The organism is Sphingobacterium sp. G1-14, from assembly GCF_002196555.1.
Lineage (GTDB): Bacteria > Bacteroidota > Bacteroidia > Sphingobacteriales > Sphingobacteriaceae > Sphingobacterium > Sphingobacterium siyangense.
This window is the reverse complement of the sequence record NZ_CP021381.1, coordinates 2,942,130-2,966,364: the sequence shown is the minus strand read 5'-3', so window position 1 is coordinate 2,966,364 and position 24,235 is coordinate 2,942,130. Positions and strand designations below refer to the sequence as shown.

Below are 24,235 nucleotides of genomic sequence, written 5' to 3'. Positions count from 1 at the left end.
TTGTTTAGTTTTTATGTTAAAATTTATAAGTCAGTTGGGCGCCATAATTAGGAGAAGAATTCGGAGCTTGCACTGAGGTAGCCCCTTCCCTATAAAATCGCGGTTGGTAATCCAAAAAGTTATAGACATTAAATGACAGGTAAATATTCTTGCCTATTTCCTTAGCCATATTAAGACCGAAGTTCCAGTAGACGTAGTTGTTTTCAATATTTGCCCGGTCAGCTTCCTCTTTCCTTCCTGTATAGAGTTCGAGATGCTTCGGGTTGCTCATATCAAACTGCTCAATGGCATGATACGTATAATCGCGTGTATAATATCCTACAGGAATAATATCTCGGTAGTTAGATTTATTGTAGTTTAATAATTCACAGTCTGCACTCAGTTCAATAATCAAACGCAACGCCGGAAAATGAGTCGAACTTCGTAATTGCGCTCTACTTAAATAGTTCTTCGTGGATTTCGATGGAAAAAATCCAAGGACAACGTCATCTAAAGCTGTTTTTTCGGTATTAAAATTCAAACGGCTCAGCGTATTAGAACTAGAATTAGCCAAAGTAAATGCGGCTGTAGCGGAGAAAGTCGTCATAATCTGTTGAATTCTGGGTGTAGAATACATGACTTCTGCACCAAAATTGGACGATTTATTACTATTGGCAAAGTACAAATTAGACATTAAATACTTTCTCGTCCCCGTCTGTTCAACTGTTGGTTTGCCCCCGGGCACCGCAGTGGCCGTATATGTAGGCAAGTCCATTAATTGATCAGCCGTAACCGTGTTGATTCCGCGCGTATTTTTTTTATAAAAAAGATTGGTACGCAGCTGATGCCCATTCTTATGCCATGAAAGTGATGATTCGAGGGTTTGCCCTACACTACTCTTGAGATTGCTATTATCTTTTTCATAACGCCGCAAGTAAATCAATGCCATACTTTCGTTGACTTTACCATTATAGGAATTTAGCAATATAATTTCATCAAAGGTCGGCCCGGGATATAGTTGTGCTAATCCAGGAGATTTGAAGGATAGGCCATATGCCAGTCCAATCTGAGTTGATTTAGAAAGTGAATAATTGATGTTGGTTCTTGGAGAAATGGATGAGTGACCATTCATAAGATCCCAGCGAACTCCCGCCCGCATGCTAAGATCCCTTCCCCATACTTTGGTCCGCATTGCATCCTCGGCATACAAACCCAGGTTTTGCAAAGCGTTTGTTAATGAAAAATCATAATACCTATCCGATCTTGCTCCAAGATCCTTTTTTGGAATAGAAGGATCTGCAATTCGCCCCTTTCCACGGTTGATGTCATAACTATAGTTACTTCCGAAGTTTATCTTGTGGATAATATCGCCTGTAATGGCAACAGCATTTCCTTCCAATCGGGCATTTAAATTCAATGGCCTATTGTCCACATGATCCAGAGCAGTATACTGACCAGGGGCATATTGTCCTTCTACAATTCCAGTTTGCACAGAATCGGTATAGAGCACGACTGCACCATTATAGTAATACTCACGATAGGTTTTCTGCAGTGTTGAACTTAGTCCTGCATTGAAACTGATACTTTTGAGGAATTTATGATCCAAATTGTAATTGGTTCGACTAGAAGCATTCCAGCCCCAGCCACCAAAAGAAATGGCATTCGAGAGTGGGTCATCCGGATCCTTTCGGACCTGATCAATAACTTTATTGTAAGACCCTGAAAAAGTCTGTTTCAGACGCTTATCGGTGCCATAATAGTTTGTCCAGATCAAAGTTCCATTCACGCGGTCGTATTGTTTCAGCTTGTCTCTATTATCTGCGTAAGATTGCACATAACCTAAATCCAGGTTAATTGTCCCAAGCTTTTTTCCCAGTGACATTCCCTTGGACAGACTATATGAAGTTGCATTACTCCGAACTTGAAGCCTAAAAAAAGCCGGGGTCTTGCCTGCCTGTCTTTCGATGATAACGGCACCGTTTGACAAATCGCCATAACGTGCTGGTGCTACGCCTGAAATAACTTCCAAATGTTCGATATTTTCTATCGGAATCTGACGCAAATCCAGACCGCTGAACACATTTTCTCCGGAATAGAATTTTCCTGTTGTGGGGCGGCCTGTTAAACCATAATCTGATGGTCTAATTGCATTCGTTGAGGAAGACATGCCAAATATTCCTGCATTCCGTCCTTGCATATTTCCATTATTGCCCAAAACCATGTCATCCATTATAATAGCGACACCAAAGGAGTTATTCAATTCATTAACCTCGCGCGAGCGCCCTGTAGTCTCACTAAAAGCACCTCTCAGCGTTAGATTTTGCATCTCCTGTACAGAAGGAGCAGTATTCTTCCGGTTTGGCAATCGGTTCAAAAGATCATTTAAACTGAGTGCAGGATACCGTTCAATCATTTCCCGATCAAACACAAGTGAAGAGTTACTCAGCTCTCCCCGCTTCGCCTGTACTGCAACTTCATCAAGTGCAAGACTCATATCCTGCAACAAAAAATTTTCAATCTTCTTTATCGAATCCAACAAGACTGTTCTTTCAACCTTTTTCTTACCGATATAGGAAACCGACAAGGTAACAAATTTGCCAAGCTGCTCTTTGGGGATGGTTAGACGATATTCACCAGCACCATCTGTCATACTGGAGAGTCCCAGTTGATCCAAAATCACGGTGCTTCCCAATAGTACATTCTTATTACTATTAGTGATCTTTCCCTGGATGTATATTGACTGTCCATGTGCATTTGCAGCTGTGCAAATCAAGATGAAACTAGTCCAATAGAGCTTTTTCATAAGTAAGAATAAAAACGCATAAAAAAGCGTATTTATTTAAAACAATTCTAAACAGTTGCAAATGTAAGGTATTAAAACCTATTATTTAGAATTATTTTTAATTATTCTAAATAATATAACGCACAAACGATTACAACAAAGCCACAAAAACGCACAAAGCTGTAAAACGGCACCCTATGGTTCGCATAGCTTAATCATTGGGTGGCTGAAATGGGGTTGTGATGACAGATATCCTATTTGAGATTGTTAATCCATCAGACATGTATCTTTCCCTACAGCTGTTCGAAAAAGATCTAGCTAAAGTCAAGATAGGAAATACCGTTTCTGCGTATGCCAATACGGAAGTCGCTCGAAAAATTCCGGCCACAGTCTTTCTTGTCAACCGCACTTTTGATGAAAATAGAATGGCCGAAGTGCTATGCCGTTTTCAAAAATCCGATGCTATTTTAACCCCTGGAATGTTCATGAATGCCGATCTTCATATCAATAATACCAAGGCAATGGTTGTACCAGAAGAGGCAATCGTACGTTGGCAAAATAAATATTTTGTATTTGTGCAACATAGCGCTGGTTCATTTCAAATGAATGAGGTAAAATTAGGTATCCAAGAGAACGGAAAACAGCAGATTCAGGCCGATAACATTCAACCGAACACACAATTAGCACTAAAAAATGCTTTCGCGTTACTAATGAAAGCACAGAATAAGGAAGAGTAAAATCATACATATCGAATAAATCATTTCAAGTGATAGCCGCCATTTATCGTCCTTTTAAGAACAATGAATGGCGGCTTTTAATTTCGGATAAGCCGATCAGCCATCTAAACTGCTTTAGTTAAAATACGCAAACTCAGATTTATTGCCGTAAACTGAGGTCAAATGTCGCTCAAGCGGGCGATCATCATTTTTTGTTCGATAATTACCGGACATATTTATTTCAGGATAGTTCGAAGTGCTTTTCGAATGATGTATCGTGTTTCCTTGGTATCACTTTCTTGTTCCCAGCGATTACAAAGTGCCCTAACAAAACCGGGTTGGCTTTTACTTGCGTCATTCAGCCAATTTCCAACACTATCCTGAACATATTTTGAAGGGTCAGATTTTAGCGGTTCTAAAATAGACAAGGCTAGACTTGGCTCCTGCTTCAAGCGATCGATGTGCTTACACCATACGCCTCTCGGTCGGGTTGCCTCCGAAGCAAAACGTCTCAAATTTTCATCCTTCTCCACCGTCCATAGACTCAGACCGGCAATACTCTTTTCCAAGTCCAAAGCTATCCTATTACGTATCGCCATCCAGCTGATTTCTCGCACCCCAAAATGCCGATCTGCAGCAAAAGGACGCATTGACAACAGTAATTTCTCAATTTCAAGCTGCTTATCATCTCCGACCGTGTAGGTTGCCCAGCAACGCACGAGATCTGCAGTATGATTGGATAGTATTGTCAGGAAGGTATTATCACGATATTGTGTGATCAAATCGAGCAGCGCCCGCCCGATCGTTTCATTGATGGAATTTACCGTCGGTTTCTGTAACTGATCAAGCAGCGCTAAGATTGGTTTCAAGTAATGAATGCGTCCATTTTGCTGAAGGATATACTCGAGTAAAAACCGTTGGTCAACAGCGAGCCACTCCATAAGATTTGCAGTTTCAATTTCTCCGCGGTTCAGACTGGCCAGGCAATCTATCGAAATATCCGCTATCCGTCTTGCTCCTTTACGTTGTATTTTACTCATAGCTGTGCTATTAACTCTTCGATATTAACTCTATTCATATAGTTGACATCCATAAATCGATAAGATATTGTATAATCAGGATCGATCACAAAAACAGCAGGGACCGGCAGTCTGTTGCTGTCATTACCATTGTAGGCGGACAAATTGATTCCCAAGCGATTATAGCTTGAAATGGCATAATCCTGAAGTTCAAATGAGATGCCAACACTGATTGCCAAAGTATTATCTTCGTCAAACAACAATTCGAAATCCAAATTGTTGTCCGTCAGAAGTGCTTCGCTAAATTTAGGCACTTGTGGCGAAATTGCAAGAAGAGTGGCTTCAAAAGCATTAAAATGAGTCAAATTCTGTTGTAAAGCTCTTAACTCGAGATTACAGTAGGGACACCAGCTACCGCGGAAAAAGGCCACAATGACCTTTCCTTTCTTCAGAAGTTTTCCCAGCTCAATTTCTTCACGCTTCGAATTCACCAAACTAAAATCAGGGAACTTGTCCCCTATCTGCAGGCTCTTTTCGGTTAGATCCCCAGACTGTAGATCCTGAATCGATCTGCCAAATATTTCCTTTATTTCGAGAGGAAGAGTTGCTAAATTCGCATTTAATTTAGCAATTTCGTATTCTAAATTTTTCATGATGCTGTATGTTATTTCTGCAAAGTTTTAAAAGTAAATGCACAATCACAATACCGCATTTTATTATCCCTATGGGACAAAAAAGTCAATTTTATGCGTATAACAGAGAAAGCAATAAAACAAAAAATATGTCCATTGGAATTTGCCGTCAATGCGATTAGTGGGAAATGGAAAATTCCTATTGTATGGCGTATCAATGAAGGGGAAAAACGCCCAAGTGAAATGCTTCGTGGTATCGCAAAAGTTGATAGACGAGTGCTAAACCAACAATTGGGTGAAATGGTCAATGATGGCATTCTAATCAAACAATCTTTCCATGAGCTTCCTCCAAGAGTGGAGTATTCATTGACCCCCTTAGGGAAAAGTTTAGTGGAAGTACTCTGGAAATTGAATGCTTGGGGAGAACTTTTATTGGAAAATTCCAATAAAAGTTAGCACAAACGGGCAGATTCGATCGACATAGCGATGCTCTATTGCGAGAGAAGTATTCGACCCTGCTATAACAGCTCTTTGCGAAAACTGCAAAACACAAAACGCTGTTTGGTGTCGAAGGGTGTTATATGGTCAATATCTATACATTCAATTTTCCTAAAATATGTCTGGAACAAATCGCTTATCGATTGTGCTGAATATTGTTTAATTGTAATGCCACTGCATTTCGTTGGCCCCTGTTCAGAAAAGGTTCCAACAACCAAAATACCTCCCACTGCAATTGCTTGATCTGCGATTTCGATGTAGCGTTCAATCTCTTGGCGAGCAGTCAAAAAATGAAATGTGGCCCGGTCATGCCAAAAATCATATGGTGTATCGGGAACGAAGTCTAAGATATCTGAAACAATCCATTTGACTTTAGTCGCTTGATTCCCTAATCGCTTCTTCGCTCTTTCAATGGCAGTGCTGGAAATATCCAATACAGTAATATCTTCAAATCCTGCTTTTAATAAGAAATCAACCAGGAAACTGTCACCACCACCTATATCAATAATTTTAGCCTTTTTTGGGAGACTAGATTGATTTATAAAATGTAGTGATACTTCTGGGGTAGGCTGGTACCAGCTAACTGATTCCAGCGGCTTATTTTCGTATATCTCTTCCCAATGCTTTTTTCGATTAAAATTTTCCATCTGTCTATTGTCCTGATAAAATTTATTGACTGATAACGAACAGCCTTGGTTTTAGGGCAAAATCTTTAGATCCTTAAAAATTTTCCGTGTAATCGCCTTGCGGCAGCTCGAGAAATCAGGGCTGTTGAACTTCCGGTCCTGAATAAGTCGCGTTGCAAAGAAATAAACATTTTCCTTTTGTTCAACATAGCCTATCCACCATCCAGTGTTGATCTGATTAGCCATTGTCCAGCCCGTTTTAGACCGAACCGTATAGTCTGCGTTTTGTTCCGAAATCATAACACCTTTGACAATATCCATATTTCTTTTTGAAAATGGCAAATTTCCATCATAAAGCTTTTTCAAAAATTCAACCTGATTAATTGGTGAGATGCCCATTGGACCAAAATTCCAGAAGTCGGGACCTGATTCGGAAAGGTCCATATTCCCGTAGTTACAAGCTTTGAGATACTTCCGATAGACAGAACGATCAATTTTCTTTGCTAACTCGATAAATGCCCAACCTGCAGACACTGCGAATGCTTCTTTTACACTGATATTTTTATAAATATCCGGTCGGTAGCCATATTTTAAGGTATCTGTTGACCCGGGCCATGGAACGATGCTATTTTCATCTTTGATCGTCTTAGTTTCCAAGGCAATCAACATATTTATAATCTTAAAAGTTGACGCAGGTAATGTTGCAACTTGTGTGTCCGATGTATCGGACAAAATCCAAGCACCTTTATTATTGTCATAAAGTGCAACAGCGCCATTAACATGACACTCATCAAAATATTTTTGAAAGTCAGATCTGACGATCTTCTTATCAGGATTTCGAGCTTGGGCCAACAAGTCAAACGAAATCACCGTCATTGTTATAAACAAAATCGATTTGAAGATCATCTGATAAATACTATTTAAAACCATACGTTGATACCATTAATAAGCCATTGTACAAATTGAAACTTGAAAACTATACTAGAGCCTTTATAAAGTTAAGACATAAATTTAACGAATTTCAAATATCCAATACACGATATACATACAAGATGTGCTTTAGCTCGGTTAGAAGTCAGTCGTCGATTATTGGGATAGTATTGAATAGGAGAAAATAGCGCGGGACTATCGCTAAAGCAAGATAGTCCCGAAAGCTATGTGATCCGAACCTGTTATTCAAACCTCGGGATTAGACTTACTATTCAGACCAAGGCGAATGAAGAATACAATCGCAAAAGTTCTTTCGCTCAAAATTAGGGATCATAAAAGCGCACACATCTGCCTTTATATTGCCAAATGTGGTTTCTGTCTTATGCTCAAAACCTTCAAAAAAAGTCGGGATAATTTTCTTTTTAAAATTATCCCTTGGAAAGGCTTGAACAATCTCTTCTCTATTTTTGGCACTTAAATGCGCATAGCCCTCACCCATCACATCAAGCCCAACGCCCGAGTACATCAGGGCAACTTCATTTTCTTTGTGTTCAGCAATTCCTATGCTTGTATGGAGTGCTATGGTATCCCATACAAGCTGTAATTTCGTCGACTCTACACCATGGCTTTTTAGAAAGTCTCGGGCGGCGTTAGCGCCATCCACTTCAAAACGAAGATCTGCACTACTGTAATGCGATACTAAGCCCAAATCATGAAATACGGAAGCTACATACAACAATTCACTGTCGTAGACCAAATTTTTACGTTTTGCATTTAAAGATGAAAATAGGAAGACACGCAACGAATGGTTATAGATAAATTCAGTACCATGTTCCAATAGTAATGCTGTCGCTTGCGTTGCGATTTTACTGTCCGGAATAACAATGCCGGCCACTTTTTTTAGATGATTTACTGCCATAACTTTAAGATATTTAGGACAAAGTTATGACGGCAACAGCCCCATAGGAATAGCAATAAGTACGTTTGAAATGTCAAAATTTACCGTGTGCAATTTTCACTCTGCATCGACAAATTGATTACGGTAGTTCAGGGGAGAGAGTTTTGTATTCTTTTTAAAAAAATGACTAAATTGTTCTGCCGAATTAAAATTAAGTGCATAGGCGATTTCTTTCACTGTTATCGCACTAAACTGCAGCAACCGTTTCGCTTCTGCTATGAGCTGTCCATTAATGATCTCCTTCGCCTTAATCCCGCTACATCGTTTACAAAGTTCGCTTAATCTTCGTGCTGAAATATGAAGCATTTTGGCATACTCCGACACGGCATGATATTGATCAAACTGTGCACTGAGCATTTCCATAAATTTGCGATACAAGATGTAATCCTGACTATCGAAAGTTGCTTCCGCGGTCAGTTTAACGTTCGCAAGTTTAATCATAATAATTTTCAAAAACGCCGCAAGAGCATCCATCTGATTGATATACTGGGGACCACAATATTCTGACAACAGTGCATTGAATAGAAATAACAGCTCTACTACTTCGGTAGTATTAGGCTTCAGATATGGATTTGCACTGGTGTTATTGAACAATACAGCTTTACAGTTACTTGCGCTCGGAGGTGTCTTTTGCCAAAAACAATCCCCAAAGGAAATGGAAAAACCCATTACCGAAGTCTGATCTGAAAAAGCATAGATCTGTCCCTTGGATAAGAGAAAAATGCTATTGTCATGTAGCTCAAATACATTATTATCAATAGAAAGATAGCCGGCACCGGTTTCGACAAAAAAAATACGATGATAGATCAGTCTATTAAATGTTTCATGATCATTAAGGTGGTAATCTATCCGTTTTATAGAAAAAGAATCATCTATTACAGGTTCAATTATAATCTTCTTAGCTGATTTCATACTGTAAAATCAATAAACCTTGACAATCGCTATTGCTCGCTATTTGAAAATATCCATATTCTCGTCATAGATAGGGCTCTTTATATCCAAAAATTTCAGCACACTATGAAATACATGATTTTGGGTCAAGGTTTTATTTGGTTTCAACTGTTTTGAATGATCAGACACCCAGACGATAAAAGGAATCTCGTATTGCTCTTTTGGTGCAATGCTCATCGGCAATCCGTGCATATACAGATTATTTTCACCCAGTGATTCTCCATGATCCGAGACGAACAACATGGCACTGTTATATTCCTTCAATTGCTTTAGATCCTCAATCAGATTATGCAAAATATAATCTGTATAAACAACGGTGTTATCATAAGCATTTATCAATTCTTCTTTAGAACAGTTTCCTAACTCAACACTATTGCAGACCGGCTTAAACTGCTCGAATTGAGCGGGATATTTCTTGCTATATGTTGGTCCATGGCTTGTACTTGTGTGGAGCACAACAAAAATCTTGTCTTTTTTACTGGATGATATCCGCTCCTTTAGACCTGTTAAAAGTACCTCATCGTAAGCACATCCTTCACCTTTACAGTTTGTAGCAAGTTGATCATTCGTTTCATATTCTTTAATATGTACAGGTGGCTCTCCCCAATTACTTGTTCGCCAGATCACATCGACATCATTTCTATAGAGGTAATTTGGCAGGATTTCGTACAAATCATCCGTATTTTTATGTTCCAAAATACATTTTACTCCAGCTGTCGTATAGGTAGAGCAAGAAGTTGCGTCAAAATGATAAAGATTGGGTGTTTTGGAAAGCAGAGGGTTTGTATTCTTCTGATAGCCATACAACGAAAAATTATCTCTTCGAGCAGATTCACCTATAACAAGTACAACTACTGTCTTTTTGTGGTCCGTTATCGTCGCATCCGGCAATAAAATCTCTTTCTTATTTTTTTGGTGTTCATGAATATAAAAGCGCGAAATATTGACGGTATAAGACCAAGGCATGGCAAGTGCACCCAAAGTCTTCGAATTCTTATCGATCCACAACCAATTAGTCGCATTGGCAAATATTAAAATAACGATAAATAATAACGAAAGTGAGGAAGTGATAAAAAACTTCTTTGGTTTATCCTTTACTATTTTGGCTTTAATGATGAAGATACTGGGAATAATACCGAGAAACACGAGATAGACGATCAGTTTCAGGGAAAAGAAACCGCTGGACTCGGAATATCGGGTATTCAAGATATTACCGATCATTGTTTCATCCAAAATAACGCTATAGGTGTTAACAAAATAAACGGCGACTGAATTGATCAGAAAGAACAAAACAAGTATGGATTTCCCGAAACGACGTGACGCCGAAAAAAACAGATAAAGTACAAAAGCATTCATCACCAGCATCAGAACCATTAAGCTACCGATCAGAACAATACCCCCAAAGCTCCTGTAATCAACATTATTAAAAACAAAAGTATAAAATGGAAAATGGAAGAATATAAAATTCAACACACTCATGAAAAGTACAAAATGAACTAATTTTAAGCTATTTTTTAGCATAAACGGTAATGATTTTATAAAGTGTACTAATTAAGCAGATAAATGTAAAATAAAATATTAGCAAATTATCATTAATTATTCTATTGATCAATACAATACTGAAAACGAGGAACAATAATATGAAAATTGGATAATACCGTTTGTTGTTGATCCAGTTCCATATTTTAAATTCCCTGCTAAAAAAAATTCCGAACAGTCCCGAAAGATATCCTATAATACAGCCACTGAGCACGTCTAAAGGATAGTGTGCCCCCAATGCGACGCGGGATAAAGCAAGCATCAACCCAATAAATGTTAAACCTAAAAACCACATTATTTTATAACTCAATCGTTGCGGCATAAAAGCATACATGATAACGGTCAACGTTGTAAATATCGTGATGGAATGGCCAGAAGGCAAGCTATTGTTCCCCAGAAGTATCTTACCGGTAATCAAAAAACTAGTATGATTAAATACTGCTGCGGGTCGTGGCACAGCAAATAGTACCTTTAAAAGGATCGAAAAGAAAGCAGAAATTAGAGATGCTGATATTAATGCCTCCCATAATTTAGGACCATAGCGCAGAAAGACACTCAAAAGCGAGAGACTGATTAAACAGTCTCCAAACTGTGTAAAATTGGACTCAAGATTTGGATATTGCCCCAGATAAGCATTTATCGCGAAAAAGCTACTCTTCTGAATGACGGTATAGCCATATACATTCAATGCATGATTAAAATATAGAAATAGAATGAGCAGAGCTAACAGAATTATAGGTAGAAAGAACAACGATTTTCTAAGCCTAGCATAATTATGGATTATCGTCGAATTAGTATTCATCTTGCACGCGTCTTTTTAAACGCGTAAAGAACGGAACGAATTCTGTAGAAATTTAGAATTTACAAATGCAGCGTAGGCTTTCTTATTCCGTGCCCATTACTGATTCACTTGCCCCTCAAAAAAAGCTTTATCATAAAAGGAAACCGATATTCAACGTATTTTGCTTCATCTCAGAGCACAAGGCTGAAGATCGGTTTCCTTGTCTTACAGTTTTCCCAGCAGCTGTGAAAAAGCGCTGATGACCAAAGTTGGCTCCTCAAGCATAATATTATGACCAGATGCGGTTGTTGCCAGGTGAACAAAGTCGCTTGCGCTCTCATTTATGCATAAGTTAAAACTTGTCCTGTTTAATCTGATCGATTCCCTGCTCGTAAGAAGTAACCTCAAATTCAGGAAATCTATTTCTAAACTTTGAATCATCAAATAGATTATTGTGTTCGTATCGTGGAAGAAGTTCCAAAAGCTCCTTTAACCGCTTATTGAACAGAGCCCCTATTTTAAAGATAAATTTGGGAACTACAGTATATTTGAATTCCCTACCGTAAATATCTGCTGCCATTCTGATAAACTCCCGGTAAGTGGGATGCGCTTTATCCACGGGCAAATGCCAGGTCTGTCCATAGGCATCAGGTGTATTTCCGATAAGTGCAGTTGCTCGGCTTGCGTCGGGAGTCCAAATCAGACTTCGTTTTTTATCGACCCGTAAAGGCACTTTCAGTTTTTTATCCGCTTTGATGTTATCAAAAATTAGGGTATTGGTAATGCTTTGTGTTTTGCCAGGACCATAAAATTCAGGTGCTCGACAAATAACGGCTTCAAGCTGGCCCGATGCTATCTCAGCAAGTACCATTTCTGCAATGTTCCGCCGCACTTTCCCCTTTCTTCCGACAGGAGCAAAGGTACTTTCCTCCGTTAAAACACGATCGTCTTGGGGATACATATATGTATTATCAAAAAAGACAAGCTTAGTACCGTTGATCTTACAGGCATCAATCACATGACGAAGGATAGCTGGAAACTGTTCCTCCCATAGATCCGAACTTATAGGAAGCCCTAAAGTGAAATAGGCAATATTACTCCCCTTCACCGCCTCGATTGCCTGTTCACGGATCAATAGATCCGCAGAAAAAACTTCGTCAGTATCGTTTACTTTTTTTACGTTTCGACTGACAATGCGGATAGCAGAAGTAAAATTTCGCTTTAGCTCGCGCGCCAGTTCTTCTCCAATTTGTCCATTGGCACCCAATATCGTCTGCATAATATTCCTTTTTCTATGTTATGACCACCTGATACCAATATATTGATATTTGTTCAATTTACCGCACCGTTGCGGTTCAATACCGAATAGCACCCGAGCTCAACTTTTCTCAGCGCCCATGACCTATCTTATTAAGGATGTTGCCAGGGACTGCGATACGGTCTTTGCAGTAATTGAGTTGCTTCAGGATCATCGACACATATTTTTTGTATTGGATCATAAATCAAGGGGCGATTCAACTGCATCGACAAGTTTGCCAGAATGCAGCTTGCGGTGGATATATAGCCCTCTTCAATATCTGCTACAGGAAGATGATTATTTTCAATTGCCGATAAAAGGTCAAGCATATGTTGTCTGGTTGCAGGCGCTGTATGCAGCTCGATTCGGTGCTCCGTCAAATCTTTGGGGAACTTCTCTTTTTCTAAGATAACTTCCTGTCGAATGGGCTTGCCTTCTCCGATTGGAATAAATTCATATTTCATCACACTTCCCTTTAAGGTACCCTTGTCACCATATATCACAAATGCCCAGGGGTATTCAGGGTCTGCTGCTGCCCCCCATGTCCTATGCTGCCAGACACAATTAAGATCTTCGTATTCAAATAAGGCTGTCTGCGTATCTGCGATCGTCGATTTCCCTCCTTTTTGCACATAAATGCCCCCTTTCGCATGCACGCTTTTGGGCCATTTAAGTTGGAGAAGCCAACGCACAGTATCAAACATGTGCATTCCCATATCCCCTGTTATTCCATTCCCATAGGCCATAAAAGTTCGCCACCAGCCACCATGAGGCAAACCATCATAAGCCCGCAAAGGTGCTGGACCCGTCCAAAGTTCGTAATCCAGGAAATCTGGAACCGGCTCGATCGGTGGATTGCCGTTCTTTCGCATATGATAATAGCAGCACATTTCCACATGCGAAATCTTTCCAAGTAAGCCACTATCGATCACTCGCTTCTTGGCATCAATGAGATGGGCTGTACTTCTCCGTTGTGTTCCCACTTGAACTTTCCGGTTATATTTTCTTGCCGCACGCCATATAGCATCCCCCTCAAGCACATCAACACTGATCGGTTTCTGCAAATAGAGATGAGCACCCGAACGCATCGCATCAATAGCCTGTCTGGCGTGCCAGTGATCTGGTGTTCCAATGAGAATTAGATCGAATTTATGACTGGCGAGCATTTGCCTATAATCTTTATACAGTTTTGGAACTTTTTTTGAAATTTGACGCTCACTAATCAGCCGCCCAGCTTCCTGCAGCTGATTGTCGTCGACATCGCATATAGCAATGACATCGACATCCCGAACCTGAATTAAACGGAATAAATCACTTTTCCCATACCAACCTGCACCAATCAATCCGACCCGAAAATTTTTAATCGCATCACGAAATGAAAGCCCCTTAACTTCTAAGGCTGATAAAGTTAAAACTGCCCCCGCTCCTTGAATAAATTTTCTCCTATTTAGATTGACCATAGCCATAATTCATTGGTTTATTGCCTAATATAAGAAAAAACAAACGATAAATCAACCTGTTTTAAGCCGCAAAATACGTTACAGGCAAAAGAACCTACCTACAGGAACAAGACCTGCACTTTAAGATCAACAAGTAGCACAGCATTTTTTTCATTTAAGCCAAAATAGCGTAAATTCATATCGAGCTAAACAATTAAGACATGAAAAGAGAAATGGTATTTTTGAAAGTAATATTATTTTACTTTGCCTCCCTCGTGGTGTTTGCTTTCGCTGCAGGCATAACCAAACAAACAATGTTCTCCGATTTACTTTCACTCAGCCTCGCGACATTCCTCAGCTTGGGTTTAATTTACCTGTTTAAAGCTTGGGATAAAATTAGTTTTTCTCAAATTGGGTTAGGATTTAACAAAAAGAGTGTGCTCAATTTTAGCGCTGGCTTATGCTTAGGTATTGTTATGGTCGGCCTTATGGTTATAATACTAACAAATTTTGCCGAAGTATCTTTTAAGAAACAGGCATTTATTGACACTAAATTATTGGCAATACATATTCTTCTTTACTTTTTCGTCGCCTGTCGGGAAGAGTTGGTTTTTAGAACCTATTTCTTATGGCGCCTGAAAGATAAACTCGGCACTGTTGTAGCCTTTTCGATTATGGTACTTGTTTTTATTTTAGAACATTTATTTATCGGTTTTACACTAAAGGCGGCAGTACTGGGTTCAGGACTTGGAGCTGTACTTTTTGGTCTTGCTGTACTAAGAACCCGCAATATTGCACTATCTATTGGACTGCACTTCGGCTGGAACCTAACCCATTGGGCTTTGGGGTTTAAAAATAGCACAGGGTTATGGGTAGAAAGTGTTGCAAAGGGCAGTGAACATCAGTCTGAAAACATCGCGTTTATTGCCTATACGATCGTAATGCTTTTAGGTATTCTGATCGTCTATAAGCTGTCAAAAAAAACATCGTTTCAGGGGAACAATAGTAGCCCGATCGATTAATCCCAAAATCGATGCACAAGCCATCGGTAAAAGCTTTTGCCAACATATAATTCCCTTTATTATATCAGCTACCCTGTAGACACGAAGCTACAACAATCAGACTCACTGCAAGTTCTAAAAATAAAGGCACGGCTTTTGTAAACTACTAAGTAAAAAAAAGTATTATGAGAAGAACGCCTTACACCACATCTGTTATTATATTGCTCGTCCTATGTCTGATTGTACTAATGACCACATGTTCAAAAATTGCCTAAATTACATCCAGTTTGGGCAAAATTGTAAAACCAGTCATGAACGTAATGACGAGTTCATCATTGAAAATAGAGTCTAAAAAAATAGATTCTTAGGCCTTCCCCATGGCTTTCATCAAGCAGATAAATTTCACTTTATTGATCAGGCAAGAACACAATCCGAACAGATTGTGCTAAACTTCGTTATTCCCACAGGTATAATTACAAAAAAGCCCTAGAGCGGGGAACTCTAGGGTCTTAGCCATATATTAACCTATTTTATGAAAAGTATTTGTATCAATAACGTCTTAGTTTTCTATTTATTTTGTACAACATAGAAATTTCTTAAATTTTCTTTTTTTCGCACAAAGGTTCGATTCAATCATTTACCTTATAGAGGTTGGGCTAAACCAATCAATAATCCCTCTACTCCTCTTAGATAACAAAGGCGATAAGCATTTTCGTATTGTACCACCTCCCCTACGAGGACAGCGCCGTGATTGCCAATTAGCCTCCGCAGTACATCATCTAGATCTTCAACGGTAAACATTGCCCGCAAATAGCCCAAGGCATTGACCGGAGCATTTCTATGATCTGCAATTATCGCAGGATCAATAAATCTTGAAAGTTCCAATCGGCTATGTCCATCTGGTGTCACCATCATGGCGATCTCTACATGCTGCGCACCAAGACCAGTCACTCTACCTGCCCATTCACCTTCAATCTGCGCTCGCCCTTCCAGATATAAACCAAGTTCTGAAAAAAAGGAAATCGCGTTGTCCAATGACTCCACCACGATACCCATATTATCCATTCGAAGTAACTTACTCTTTTCCATAATACATTATTTATAAGGAGTTATAATCCCTATTAAAGATACAAAGGAAAATTTTAAAGCGATCATCGCTCCCAGTCTTTAGAATTTATAACTCAGGCCTCCTTTTACCATAAAAGGTGTTCCAGGTGTGAAATGCAATTCAGAAACGGGCTGCTGTTCATTTCTTAATCGAGTTTCGGTCTCAAACTGTGCTTCATTCCATTTGGTGTCAAATACGTTTTGGATCTGCACCAAAAAATTCCATTTTCCCAGGCCATAGTTTAGCAGGAGGTCATTGACAAAATAACCTTTAGCACGTACCGAATTATCTTCTATCGCTGGTTTTGTATTCATATAACGATAGCGCAAGTTGGCCGAAATGCCAAGTGGTAACTTCACAGATACCCCTCCTGTACTTGTTAAAGAAGGCACCAGCGGGATATAGTTTTCGCCTTTAGGTTCATCAATCGCCCGCGCGTAAGCATAATTTATGTCGCCGTCAAAATATAACCAAGGGGTAGCTTGATAGCGTAAACTCAAATCTGCCCCCAGACGTTTCGTTTTCCCCGAAGGCTCTACGACAGCTTCATCCCCCACATACACAAATTCCTGCTGAAGGTACAACCCCCATAAAGCAGGCTGAATAAAGAGGTTATCAGTTGGCTTCCAGATCAAGCCAAGATCTGCACCATAGGAAATGGGCATAATATCTTTTCCATGTTGTTCCATCACCACGCGGATATCGTTGGAATGAAATCCCATACCCGTTTTCAAATATAATTGTGCGCGATGATTGAACGTATATCCAAAGTTAAGCTTTGGACTGATCCTTGTCGCGGAAGCCTCTTGTCCGGCGGGGTCACTTTTCAGCTTATCATGCAAGTTGAAAATCAAATGATCGAGACGTATTGCAGGATTAATAGTCCATTTACCAATACGCCAATCCAGATTACTATAGGCATGCAGATTCATTTCTACGCCCGAAATATGCGAAAGCCGATCCAATAATTCGTCGCGCTGATAAACATGGTTCAGTTGAAGATCTTTGATATCATCCACTCGGAGCCCAAAACCCGATGTCCAAGAAAGCTGACTATGATCAAACTGAAATTGGCGATTGTATTTGTTTTCAATCCCGTACAGGTATCGATCATCAACCTGTTCTATCTCATCGCCATGAATGGGATCTTTCAGAAAAAAAGTGAAATCGGAAAACAGCTGAAATTTATAGCGCGACAAGTAAACATTGCTTTCCCAGCTTTCCTGATCACTGATCAGTGCACGGTATTGCATCGCTAAATTCATGCGGGATGTATTTCCGCCTTCAGTTGAATCGATCGACCCCCAACGGCTAATCAGTCCCTGCCGAACGGCCCGCTCCGGAATCTGACCCGATGCATTTCAGCCCGAACTGAATATGGACCCCTGGAAATTGATATAATGTTTCTCATCGATCCACTGATTATACTTCGCAAATAGATTGACACGACTAAAATTTTGCTTGATGTCAAAAGGACCATTCGAATAATTGAACTCACCTGCGGCATAGGCATACTTATTCTGCTCATGGTTATTCACCAGATTAAGCATGGCTACCGTACGCCAGGAGTCAAAAGAACCTCCTTCAACCTTAAAAAGATTATCATCCAAATGATCCAAGGTTGTAAAATTAACATAACCAGATGTATTCAAATCACCTTTGTCTGCATAATAGGCCCCCTTGCCAAAATCAATATCTTTAACCGTTTCTGGAATAATAAAATGGAGATCTGCATATCCCTGACCGTGCGCATGAGAGACCATATTGACTGGAATACCATCTGCAGTAATGGCAATATCTGTACCGTGGTCATTATCAAATCCACGCAAAAATATCTGCTCAGCCTTTCCACCGCCGGCATGCTGTGCTATAAAGAGCCCAGGAACTTTCCGCAATAGATCTTGTGCCGAATTAACAGGAATCTTACTTAAATCAACTTTGCTCAATGTTTTACTGCTATTGAATGCATCCACCTGAATTTGACTCAACTGCACTTCATTTTTTTGCATCTCGATTTCAATAGGAGACTTCGCTTCTTTTAGGATGTACATCTGATCGAGATAGCCTATCCGGCTCAATAACAAAGTATCCGGAAATGTTCCCGGCTGTACCGAAAAAGTTCCATTCGATGCCGTATGACTATGTTTTATTCCCCGTTGGTAACGTATATTTACTTCTTCTAATTGCTGTTTACTATCCTTATCTTTTACCGTTCCCTGAATTACGTGTTGCTGTGCGTAACTGTGGGTAGCAGCCAGTAAGCCTATAAAAAAGGTAATTTGACGTTTGTTCATATTTTGACGTTTGTTCATAATTTTAAAAAAATTACCATCCCAGAAATAACATCCCCGCACCGCAAATTGACAGGACTGCGCCACTAATGGCGTGTACATATCGATCAAGTTTTTCGGTATCGAGCAAGTTATAGCCATAAATTCCCAACAAGACCATTCCGACCATGGTTACCACTGTCGTAATGGTAAAAGTGCTAATCAGCGTAATCACCTCCGTCATTGAGCGGTGTGCACCTGAAAAAAATAAAAGAGGTATCAATGGTTCCGATGGTCCCATGACGAAAATTGCAAATAATACCAAAGGCGTTACCTTCGTTTTTTGATGATGGTGATGATGCCCTGATGCACTTTTCCCATGGGTATGTTCATGCACATAAACTTCATCACCCATCACATCAAAATGCTTATGGGAATGCTTCTTTGACATTTTCCAGATCCCGTAAATCAAATATCCAAGTCCAAAAATAAATAGTGCCCAACTTGAAACATTGCCACGCACGTCCTGTAACCAGCTGATTTTATTGAGTTGCCATCCAAGATAAACGCCAATAATCCCTAGTATGACCGAACTGAAAACATGTCCGAGTCCACATATAATTGTCCATAATATAGTTTTTCCCAACGACCATTTTTTCGATTTAGACAATACAATAAAGGGCAGATAATGGTCTGGCCCCGATGCAGTATGAAAAAAACTGATCGTAATAGCTGTAATAGCTAATGCATAAAAAGACCGTTGCAAAATAATGTTGATATTTTCTGATCGGTTATTTTTGCTTTTTTTTGCAGTTTTTTCCGATTTGGATTCGGAAATCTAGTTGCGTTTTCTTGAAAAATCCTCTTTTTGAGGCCTTTTCAACTGCTTAATTTGTGTTTTTTATTGCATTGGACACAAGTATCCCAGGTGATCTGTAAAGATTGTACGCCATGGCTTCCATTAGATTTTGTGTATGCATTTTGGCGATCCCCTTATACCTTGCACAGCTTGAGTTGAACCATCGCCGGATGCTCCCGAAGGTCCGTTCAACTTTGAACCTGATCTTGCCGATCAGTTTGTTTCTTAACTTCTCTCTTTCGGTTAACGCTGTTCCTTTCTTTGCCTTATGCAAGATCCTGCTTTTTAGCTTTCCTGATTTGATCAATTCCTCATTTTTAGAGGAACGATATCCCTTGTCAGCATAGATATGGATGCCCTTTGGAAGGTCAGCCGAAGATATTACCTGTTGAAGATTGGCAATTTCATTTACATTTGCTGGAGTGGTTACCACGCCCAGAACCAGGCCTTCTGTATCGGTGACATAATGCTTTTTATAGCCATAACGTGTTTTCCCAGCCTTCTTTATCCAACGAGCTTCATGGTCAACACCCGGGCTCTCTTGTTGGATCAATAACTGTTCACTATTCTCTTTATCCAGCTCAGAATCTTCGCGAGGATGTTCACTACGGTCACTTTCGATCTCGTAAATAACTTTGCCTTTTGGTTTTAGCGGAGAATCAACAATACTGGCATCAACGATAGCTCCACGTTTTACCAATATTTTATGTTTATTCAACTGCTTGTTCAGCTCCTTGAATAGATTCTCATAAACACCCTTTTCTGTCAGCGAGCTGCGAAAACGGCTAATAACACTGTGATCGGGAACCGAATCGTCCAAACTGATGCCAACAAAGCGACTAAAGGAGATACTGTCGTTTATACGGTCTTCTACTTCGTAGTCACTCAGACCATACCAGGTCTGTAGAAGTGTCATTTTGAAGAGGACAAGACCAGAATAACTAGGGCGTCCCATTTTGCTTTCCCCTTTGTGGTAATGCTTGTTGATAATATTTGAAATCGGATGCCAATTTACCAATGTATTGATCTGATCGAAGAATTCCTGCTTGATTTTCCGTCTTTGAACCATGTAATCAACAAAGCTAACTTTTTCTGTCTTTTCCATACCTTAAATATAACGAAAATCAACAAGAAACAAATTAAAAACTTGAATATCAATAAAATAAAAACCAAACACTTTTGCAACGGTCTTATAAAGTGTTGTGTTCATATAAATGATTTAATAGCAAAACAGATGATTAAACTGCTTTCTTCAAGCAATGATTTGTTACATAGGCTATATAGTCGTGTATTGACTCAACCCATGATATTCACCAAAAGAAAAAGGGGATTAACCGAAAATTTTAAAGGAATGGTATAGGATACACTTGTCTGGCAGTCTGTTAGACAAATATTTATTTTGCAGTTCATAAAAACTATGCCACGACTTCTTATCCGTAAATAGCAAGAAAATAGGCAGAATCAGTCCCAAGGCACAGAGCCGAACGGCATATGCTAAATGTTGATCATAACTCAATTCGAATGAGCATTCTTCGATCGATCCGAGATAAAAATCGAAATGGGATTGTGATGAAGCTATTGACGGTTTTGACGCGTTTTTATAGGCAGCATGTGAAAGGACATCCTTGTTTATTTTACCTGTAATAAACATACAGAAAAAAACAATGGGCAATAACATTAAAAGATGTCTTATATACCTATACATAGCATGTCACATCCTTATGGGATTGATGGATCAAATTTATTATAAGTTCGCCCTTTCAGAGTAGCACAAATCTTGAATTTTATAGCCTTTTTATAACCTAGTAAAAAAAATAGGCAGCTATATAAACAAGACAAAAACTTTATTTAAACCAAAAAAAATAGGCAATATAAGATAAAAAACAAGATTTACATGCATAAATCAACAGGCTAAAATTAGCACAAATCACGATTTTATTATCCTATCCTATTATTCATTTATTTTGCGGCTATCGGCCATAAATAAACAAGGATAATCCAAGTTATTTATAGTATAATTTTAAAGGTTTTGTCTGTGGCCAGCAGCAAAATACTGAGTATGCACATAAGCAATGAGTTGTAGAAATGATGGTACTCCTGATGTGCCATAGGCGGCAGATGGAAAATCAACATTCTTTCCTATCTGCTAAATGAAGGTAAACTCCGCTATAGTGAGTTGCGGAAAAAGCTCGTAGGCATATCAGAGCGTATGCTGATTGCTAAATTAAAGGAACTTGAGCAGGACAATCTGATCACTCGAATAGTATATCAGCAAGTCCCGCCAAAGGTAGAATATGAATTAACTGCGCTCGGCCGTTCGCTCGAGGAAATATTAACACTAATGGATAAATGGGGAGAAGATAATCTCCCCGAATCAATGCTTTGATAATGCATAGAGTGCAAATGTGCCTAACCAATGTGACCCCATATAATCATCCTTGGTGGTAATATTGGGCAAAGAGTATTTTAAATGTTTATTCGCCAACTTATGCAAGTAACTTAACTCAGGCAGCGCTTTTGCGATACCGTTTAAACAGTTTGCGCGACTAAAATTAAGTCCATCCAGATGGACCAAATGTCCGTCCGTTCGATCTTTCACGATACCTGGTTCTAAATTGAAATCGGGATTAAACAGATCTGGCATAAAATCCTTTAACCATTTACGGTAATCCTCCTGTTGCAGCACCAAACTCATACAGAGGGCTTCTTCAAGACAAGGAGAAAGAAAGTCGCTTCCACTTGGCTCAAAAGAAATGTTGCAGTTCTTATCCTGACTATATAAACGAGAAGCATTCGTCATTAATGATTTTTCAAACGTCACATTTCCCGTACTTCTTGCATAGTCCAGAGACAGAGAAAGGCCAAATGCCGAATTATCGTGATATCCTGTCCTAATCGGATAGACTAATTTGGGCAGATATTCTTGATAAGATTTTACAACGTGTTTCACCAAGGGTTCAAGATTCGAAGCCCAGCGTTTTGCATCTGTGTCGTCCCAAGTTAATAATTCCTTCTGCAGCTGCAACAACCAGGCCCAGCCATACGTGCGCTCAAAGTTCTTATTGTTCTTATCTTGAAAGAAATCTAATTCAACGGCCACATTTTCCGCCGTAATATTTCGGTTCAATTGGCGCCGAATTTCACCCGAACTGTCCAAATTTGGAAATTCCTTCAAAATATGTACAATTGACCAATACCCGTGTACAGATGAATGCCAGTCAAAACAACCGTAAAAAATTGGATGCAATGTGCGCGGTGCTTTTAGATCACTATCACTACCGAGTACCTGCCCCAACTTATTGGGATATTCCACTTCGATGCAATGCAATGGCAAACTGAGCAAATGCTTGGCTTGGATGCTATCCAAGGTCAAAGGCTGATCATTTGAACTCGTATTTACTTTGATTTCCGAATTATTTTGACATGCAGCAAAAGCAACGGATAGGCAAATAATCCCTAATATTTTTTTCATAAACCTCTATTTTATATATTACTATACAATACTTAATAAAGTAATTGTTCTACCAATTTAGGAACAGCTATTGTCGCCGACTCCTCAAAACACTGTATATTACGTAAAGCCCTGTCACTAGGTATTTTTTTGTCAATTAAAAACGTTTGACAGTGACTAGGCGCAAATTCTTTAAGTCCTGCAGCAGGATAGACCTGTAGGGAGGTTCCAATAATAATCAAAATATCGGCATTCGAAACCAAGCTTATAGCCTCCTCAATGGCTGGCACAGCTTCTCCAAACCAGACTATATTTGGCCTCAGCTGACTACCTTTCTCGCAAAGATCGCCCATCTTAATCTCATCACCGACAATGGGATACACCAAGCGATCATCGATAGACGACTTAGCCTGATCCAAGCGGCCATGCAAATGAACAATATGAGATGATCCCGCCTGTTCATGCAGCAGATCTACATTCTGCGTTACAATACTCACGCGGTACGCTGATTCTAATCTTGCCAGCGCATAATGAGCTGCATTTGCCTGTGCCACCAAAGCTGCTTTCCGTCTCAGATTATAAAACTCCTGGACTAAGGCTGGGTTTTTGTGCCAACCTTCAATTGAAGCAACTTCCATGACGTCATGTCCTTCCCACAATCCATTGGCATCCCTAAATGTAGGTATACCACTTTCAGCCGAAATACCGGCCCCCGTCAATACAACAATATTTTTCTTTTTCATCTTAAGTCTGTTTGTTACTCCATACTATAGTTAAGATTGACTTTTTATATGACTTTCATCATGTCTGTAGATCTGGATCATTCATTTATCAACAAGGATGCATAGTTATCCGGCAGCTCAAGTCGGATAGAATCTTTACTCAAGGCAGCCTTTCGGTTCATATCATCAAAAGAACGTTGGTAATACACAAAAGCGCTATTTGGAATATGCAGTTCACTGGCTTTCTGCACATTGAACTCATAACGATTATTTTTCAGTCTGACATGCTGATAAATTCGGTAAGTAACAACTTGAATCTGCACTTTATCAAATTTTGGAATGACTTTTAAATCTGCCGGTTCATGAAAGTATTTATCGTTGAAATACATAAATTCATTCGACTCAGCGAGTGTTGTTATCTTTAACTTTCCGTCAACAACTTCATTCACTAACGAATCTGCCCGCAACCGCTCGGATTTACTTCCGTCACCGGAAGAACAGCAAATACAAAGAAAAACAATAATTGGGATCAAAACAGTTTTGATTAGATTCATAGGCCTAAGTTATAATAAAAAATGCTTCCTTGCCACAATTCAGGAGAAAATGCATCGAATACCCCCGAAATTGATCAGAATGGTTTACATCACCCATAAAAAAGCCCAGGATATTTTGTTATC

At 39.4% G+C, this 24,235-nt stretch carries 23 protein-coding genes; 4 read left to right on the top strand and 19 right to left on the bottom strand.

The window, feature by feature from the left end:
• Positions 1–16: 16 nt before the first annotated feature.
• Positions 17–2,782 carry a TonB-dependent receptor domain-containing protein gene (locus CBM24_RS12360; protein ID WP_088161457.1) on the bottom strand — a complete coding sequence of 922 codons (2,766 nt, stop codon included), beginning with the start codon at positions 2,780–2,782 and terminating at the stop codon, positions 17–19.
• 221 nt (positions 2,783–3,003) lie between these two features.
• On the opposite strand from CBM24_RS12360, the gene CBM24_RS12355 reads away from it, so the two are divergent.
• Positions 3,004–3,498 (top strand): efflux RND transporter periplasmic adaptor subunit, encoded by a 495-nt coding sequence (locus CBM24_RS12355; protein ID WP_088161456.1) that lies wholly within the window; start codon positions 3,004–3,006, stop codon positions 3,496–3,498.
• A gap of 215 nt (positions 3,499–3,713) precedes the next feature.
• Here CBM24_RS12355 and CBM24_RS12350 read toward each other — a convergent pair whose 3' ends face one another.
• The gene (locus CBM24_RS12350) at positions 3,714–4,517 is read right to left on the bottom strand and encodes a DNA alkylation repair protein (RefSeq protein WP_088161455.1); all 804 of its coding nucleotides are present in this window, start codon (positions 4,515–4,517) and stop codon (positions 3,714–3,716) included.
• On the bottom strand, positions 4,514–5,149 hold the full coding sequence (locus CBM24_RS12345) for a peroxiredoxin-like family protein (RefSeq protein ID WP_088161454.1): 636 nt from the start codon (positions 5,147–5,149) through the stop codon (positions 4,514–4,516). The genes CBM24_RS12350 and CBM24_RS12345 overlap by 4 nt, the downstream gene beginning before the upstream one ends.
• A gap of 93 nt (positions 5,150–5,242) precedes the next feature.
• On the opposite strand from CBM24_RS12345, the gene CBM24_RS12340 reads away from it, so the two are divergent.
• The gene (locus tag CBM24_RS12340) at positions 5,243–5,584 is read left to right on the top strand and encodes a winged helix-turn-helix transcriptional regulator (RefSeq protein ID WP_075992508.1); all 342 of its coding nucleotides are present in this window, start codon (positions 5,243–5,245) and stop codon (positions 5,582–5,584) included.
• 62 nt (positions 5,585–5,646) lie between these two features.
• Here the strand turns inward: CBM24_RS12340 and CBM24_RS12335 are convergent, their stop codons facing one another.
• The 8 genes from CBM24_RS12335 to CBM24_RS12300 all read right to left on the bottom strand — a co-directional run bounded on the left by CBM24_RS12335 (position 5,647) and on the right by CBM24_RS12300 (position 14,174).
• Complete coding sequence (locus CBM24_RS12335; protein WP_088161453.1) at positions 5,647–6,273, bottom strand: class I SAM-dependent methyltransferase; 627 nt, start codon at positions 6,271–6,273, stop codon at positions 5,647–5,649.
• A gap of 51 nt (positions 6,274–6,324) precedes the next feature.
• On the bottom strand, positions 6,325–7,182 hold the full coding sequence (locus tag CBM24_RS12330) for a penicillin-binding transpeptidase domain-containing protein (protein ID WP_088161452.1): 858 nt from the start codon (positions 7,180–7,182) through the stop codon (positions 6,325–6,327).
• Positions 7,183–7,450: 268 nt separating this feature from the next.
• Positions 7,451–8,101: an HD domain-containing protein gene (locus CBM24_RS12325; protein ID WP_075992506.1), complete on the bottom strand. Its 651-nt coding sequence runs from the start codon at positions 8,099–8,101 to the stop codon at positions 7,451–7,453.
• A 96-nt stretch (positions 8,102–8,197) separates the two neighbouring features.
• Positions 8,198–9,052 carry a helix-turn-helix domain-containing protein gene (locus CBM24_RS12320; protein ID WP_088161451.1) on the bottom strand — a complete coding sequence of 285 codons (855 nt, stop codon included), beginning with the start codon at positions 9,050–9,052 and terminating at the stop codon, positions 8,198–8,200.
• A 39-nt stretch (positions 9,053–9,091) separates the two neighbouring features.
• Positions 9,092–10,612, bottom strand: a complete 1,521-nt coding sequence (eptA, locus tag CBM24_RS12315) for a phosphoethanolamine--lipid A transferase EptA (protein ID WP_088161450.1) — start codon at positions 10,610–10,612, stop codon at positions 9,092–9,094.
• Positions 10,599–11,432 carry a phosphatase PAP2 family protein gene (locus CBM24_RS12310; RefSeq protein ID WP_088161449.1) on the bottom strand — a complete coding sequence of 278 codons (834 nt, stop codon included), beginning with the start codon at positions 11,430–11,432 and terminating at the stop codon, positions 10,599–10,601. Before CBM24_RS12310 ends, eptA begins: the two co-directional genes overlap by 14 nt.
• A 331-nt stretch (positions 11,433–11,763) precedes the next feature.
• Positions 11,764–12,690 carry an NAD-dependent epimerase/dehydratase family protein gene (locus CBM24_RS12305; protein ID WP_088161448.1) on the bottom strand — a complete coding sequence of 309 codons (927 nt, stop codon included), beginning with the start codon at positions 12,688–12,690 and terminating at the stop codon, positions 11,764–11,766.
• Positions 12,691–12,821: 131 nt separating this feature from the next.
• Positions 12,822–14,174: a Gfo/Idh/MocA family protein gene (locus tag CBM24_RS12300; protein WP_088161447.1), complete on the bottom strand. Its 1,353-nt coding sequence runs from the start codon at positions 14,172–14,174 to the stop codon at positions 12,822–12,824.
• 194 nt (positions 14,175–14,368) lie between these two features.
• Between CBM24_RS12300 and CBM24_RS12295 the strand changes: the two genes are divergently transcribed.
• Positions 14,369–15,169, top strand: coding sequence for a CPBP family intramembrane glutamic endopeptidase (locus CBM24_RS12295; RefSeq protein WP_088161446.1), 801 nt, complete (start codon positions 14,369–14,371; stop codon positions 15,167–15,169).
• A gap of 621 nt (positions 15,170–15,790) precedes the next feature.
• On the opposite strand, the gene CBM24_RS12290 is transcribed toward CBM24_RS12295, so the two are convergent.
• The 5 genes from CBM24_RS12290 to CBM24_RS12275 form a co-directional block, all read right to left on the bottom strand.
• The gene (locus tag CBM24_RS12290) at positions 15,791–16,237 is read right to left on the bottom strand and encodes a VOC family protein (RefSeq protein ID WP_088161445.1); all 447 of its coding nucleotides are present in this window, start codon (positions 16,235–16,237) and stop codon (positions 15,791–15,793) included.
• A gap of 78 nt (positions 16,238–16,315) precedes the next feature.
• Positions 16,316–17,554, bottom strand: coding sequence for a TonB-dependent receptor (locus CBM24_RS27550; protein ID WP_410528387.1), 1,239 nt, complete (start codon positions 17,552–17,554; stop codon positions 16,316–16,318).
• A gap of 63 nt (positions 17,555–17,617) precedes the next feature.
• The gene (locus CBM24_RS27545; RefSeq protein ID WP_232475775.1) at positions 17,618–18,649 is read right to left on the bottom strand and encodes a TonB-dependent receptor plug domain-containing protein; all 1,032 of its coding nucleotides are present in this window, start codon (positions 18,647–18,649) and stop codon (positions 17,618–17,620) included.
• Positions 18,582–19,292, bottom strand: a complete 711-nt coding sequence (locus CBM24_RS12280) for a hypothetical protein (RefSeq protein WP_088161444.1) — start codon at positions 19,290–19,292, stop codon at positions 18,582–18,584. Before CBM24_RS12280 ends, CBM24_RS27545 begins: the two co-directional genes overlap by 68 nt.
• A gap of 121 nt (positions 19,293–19,413) precedes the next feature.
• Positions 19,414–20,436, bottom strand: coding sequence for an IS5 family transposase (locus CBM24_RS12275; RefSeq protein ID WP_157698597.1), 1,023 nt, complete (start codon positions 20,434–20,436; stop codon positions 19,414–19,416).
• A 1,056-nt stretch (positions 20,437–21,492) separates the two neighbouring features.
• Here CBM24_RS12275 and CBM24_RS12265 point away from each other — a divergent pair.
• On the top strand, positions 21,493–21,771 hold the full coding sequence (locus CBM24_RS12265; RefSeq protein WP_088161442.1) for a winged helix-turn-helix transcriptional regulator: 279 nt from the start codon (positions 21,493–21,495) through the stop codon (positions 21,769–21,771).
• Here the strand turns inward: CBM24_RS12265 and CBM24_RS12260 are convergent.
• From CBM24_RS12260 to CBM24_RS12250, 3 genes are all read right to left on the bottom strand, one after another.
• On the bottom strand, positions 21,760–22,857 hold the full coding sequence (locus CBM24_RS12260) for a DUF2891 domain-containing protein (protein WP_088161441.1): 1,098 nt from the start codon (positions 22,855–22,857) through the stop codon (positions 21,760–21,762). The two genes, CBM24_RS12265 and CBM24_RS12260, sit on opposite strands and share 12 nt — an antisense overlap.
• Positions 22,858–22,889: 32 nt before the next feature.
• Positions 22,890–23,579 (bottom strand): SIR2 family NAD-dependent protein deacylase, encoded by a 690-nt coding sequence (locus CBM24_RS12255; RefSeq protein ID WP_088161440.1) that lies wholly within the window; start codon positions 23,577–23,579, stop codon positions 22,890–22,892.
• A 77-nt stretch (positions 23,580–23,656) separates the two neighbouring features.
• Entirely contained in the window at positions 23,657–24,112 is a 456-nt protein-coding gene (locus CBM24_RS12250) for a hypothetical protein (RefSeq protein ID WP_088161439.1), read from the bottom strand.
• Positions 24,113–24,235: the final 123 nt, after the last annotated feature.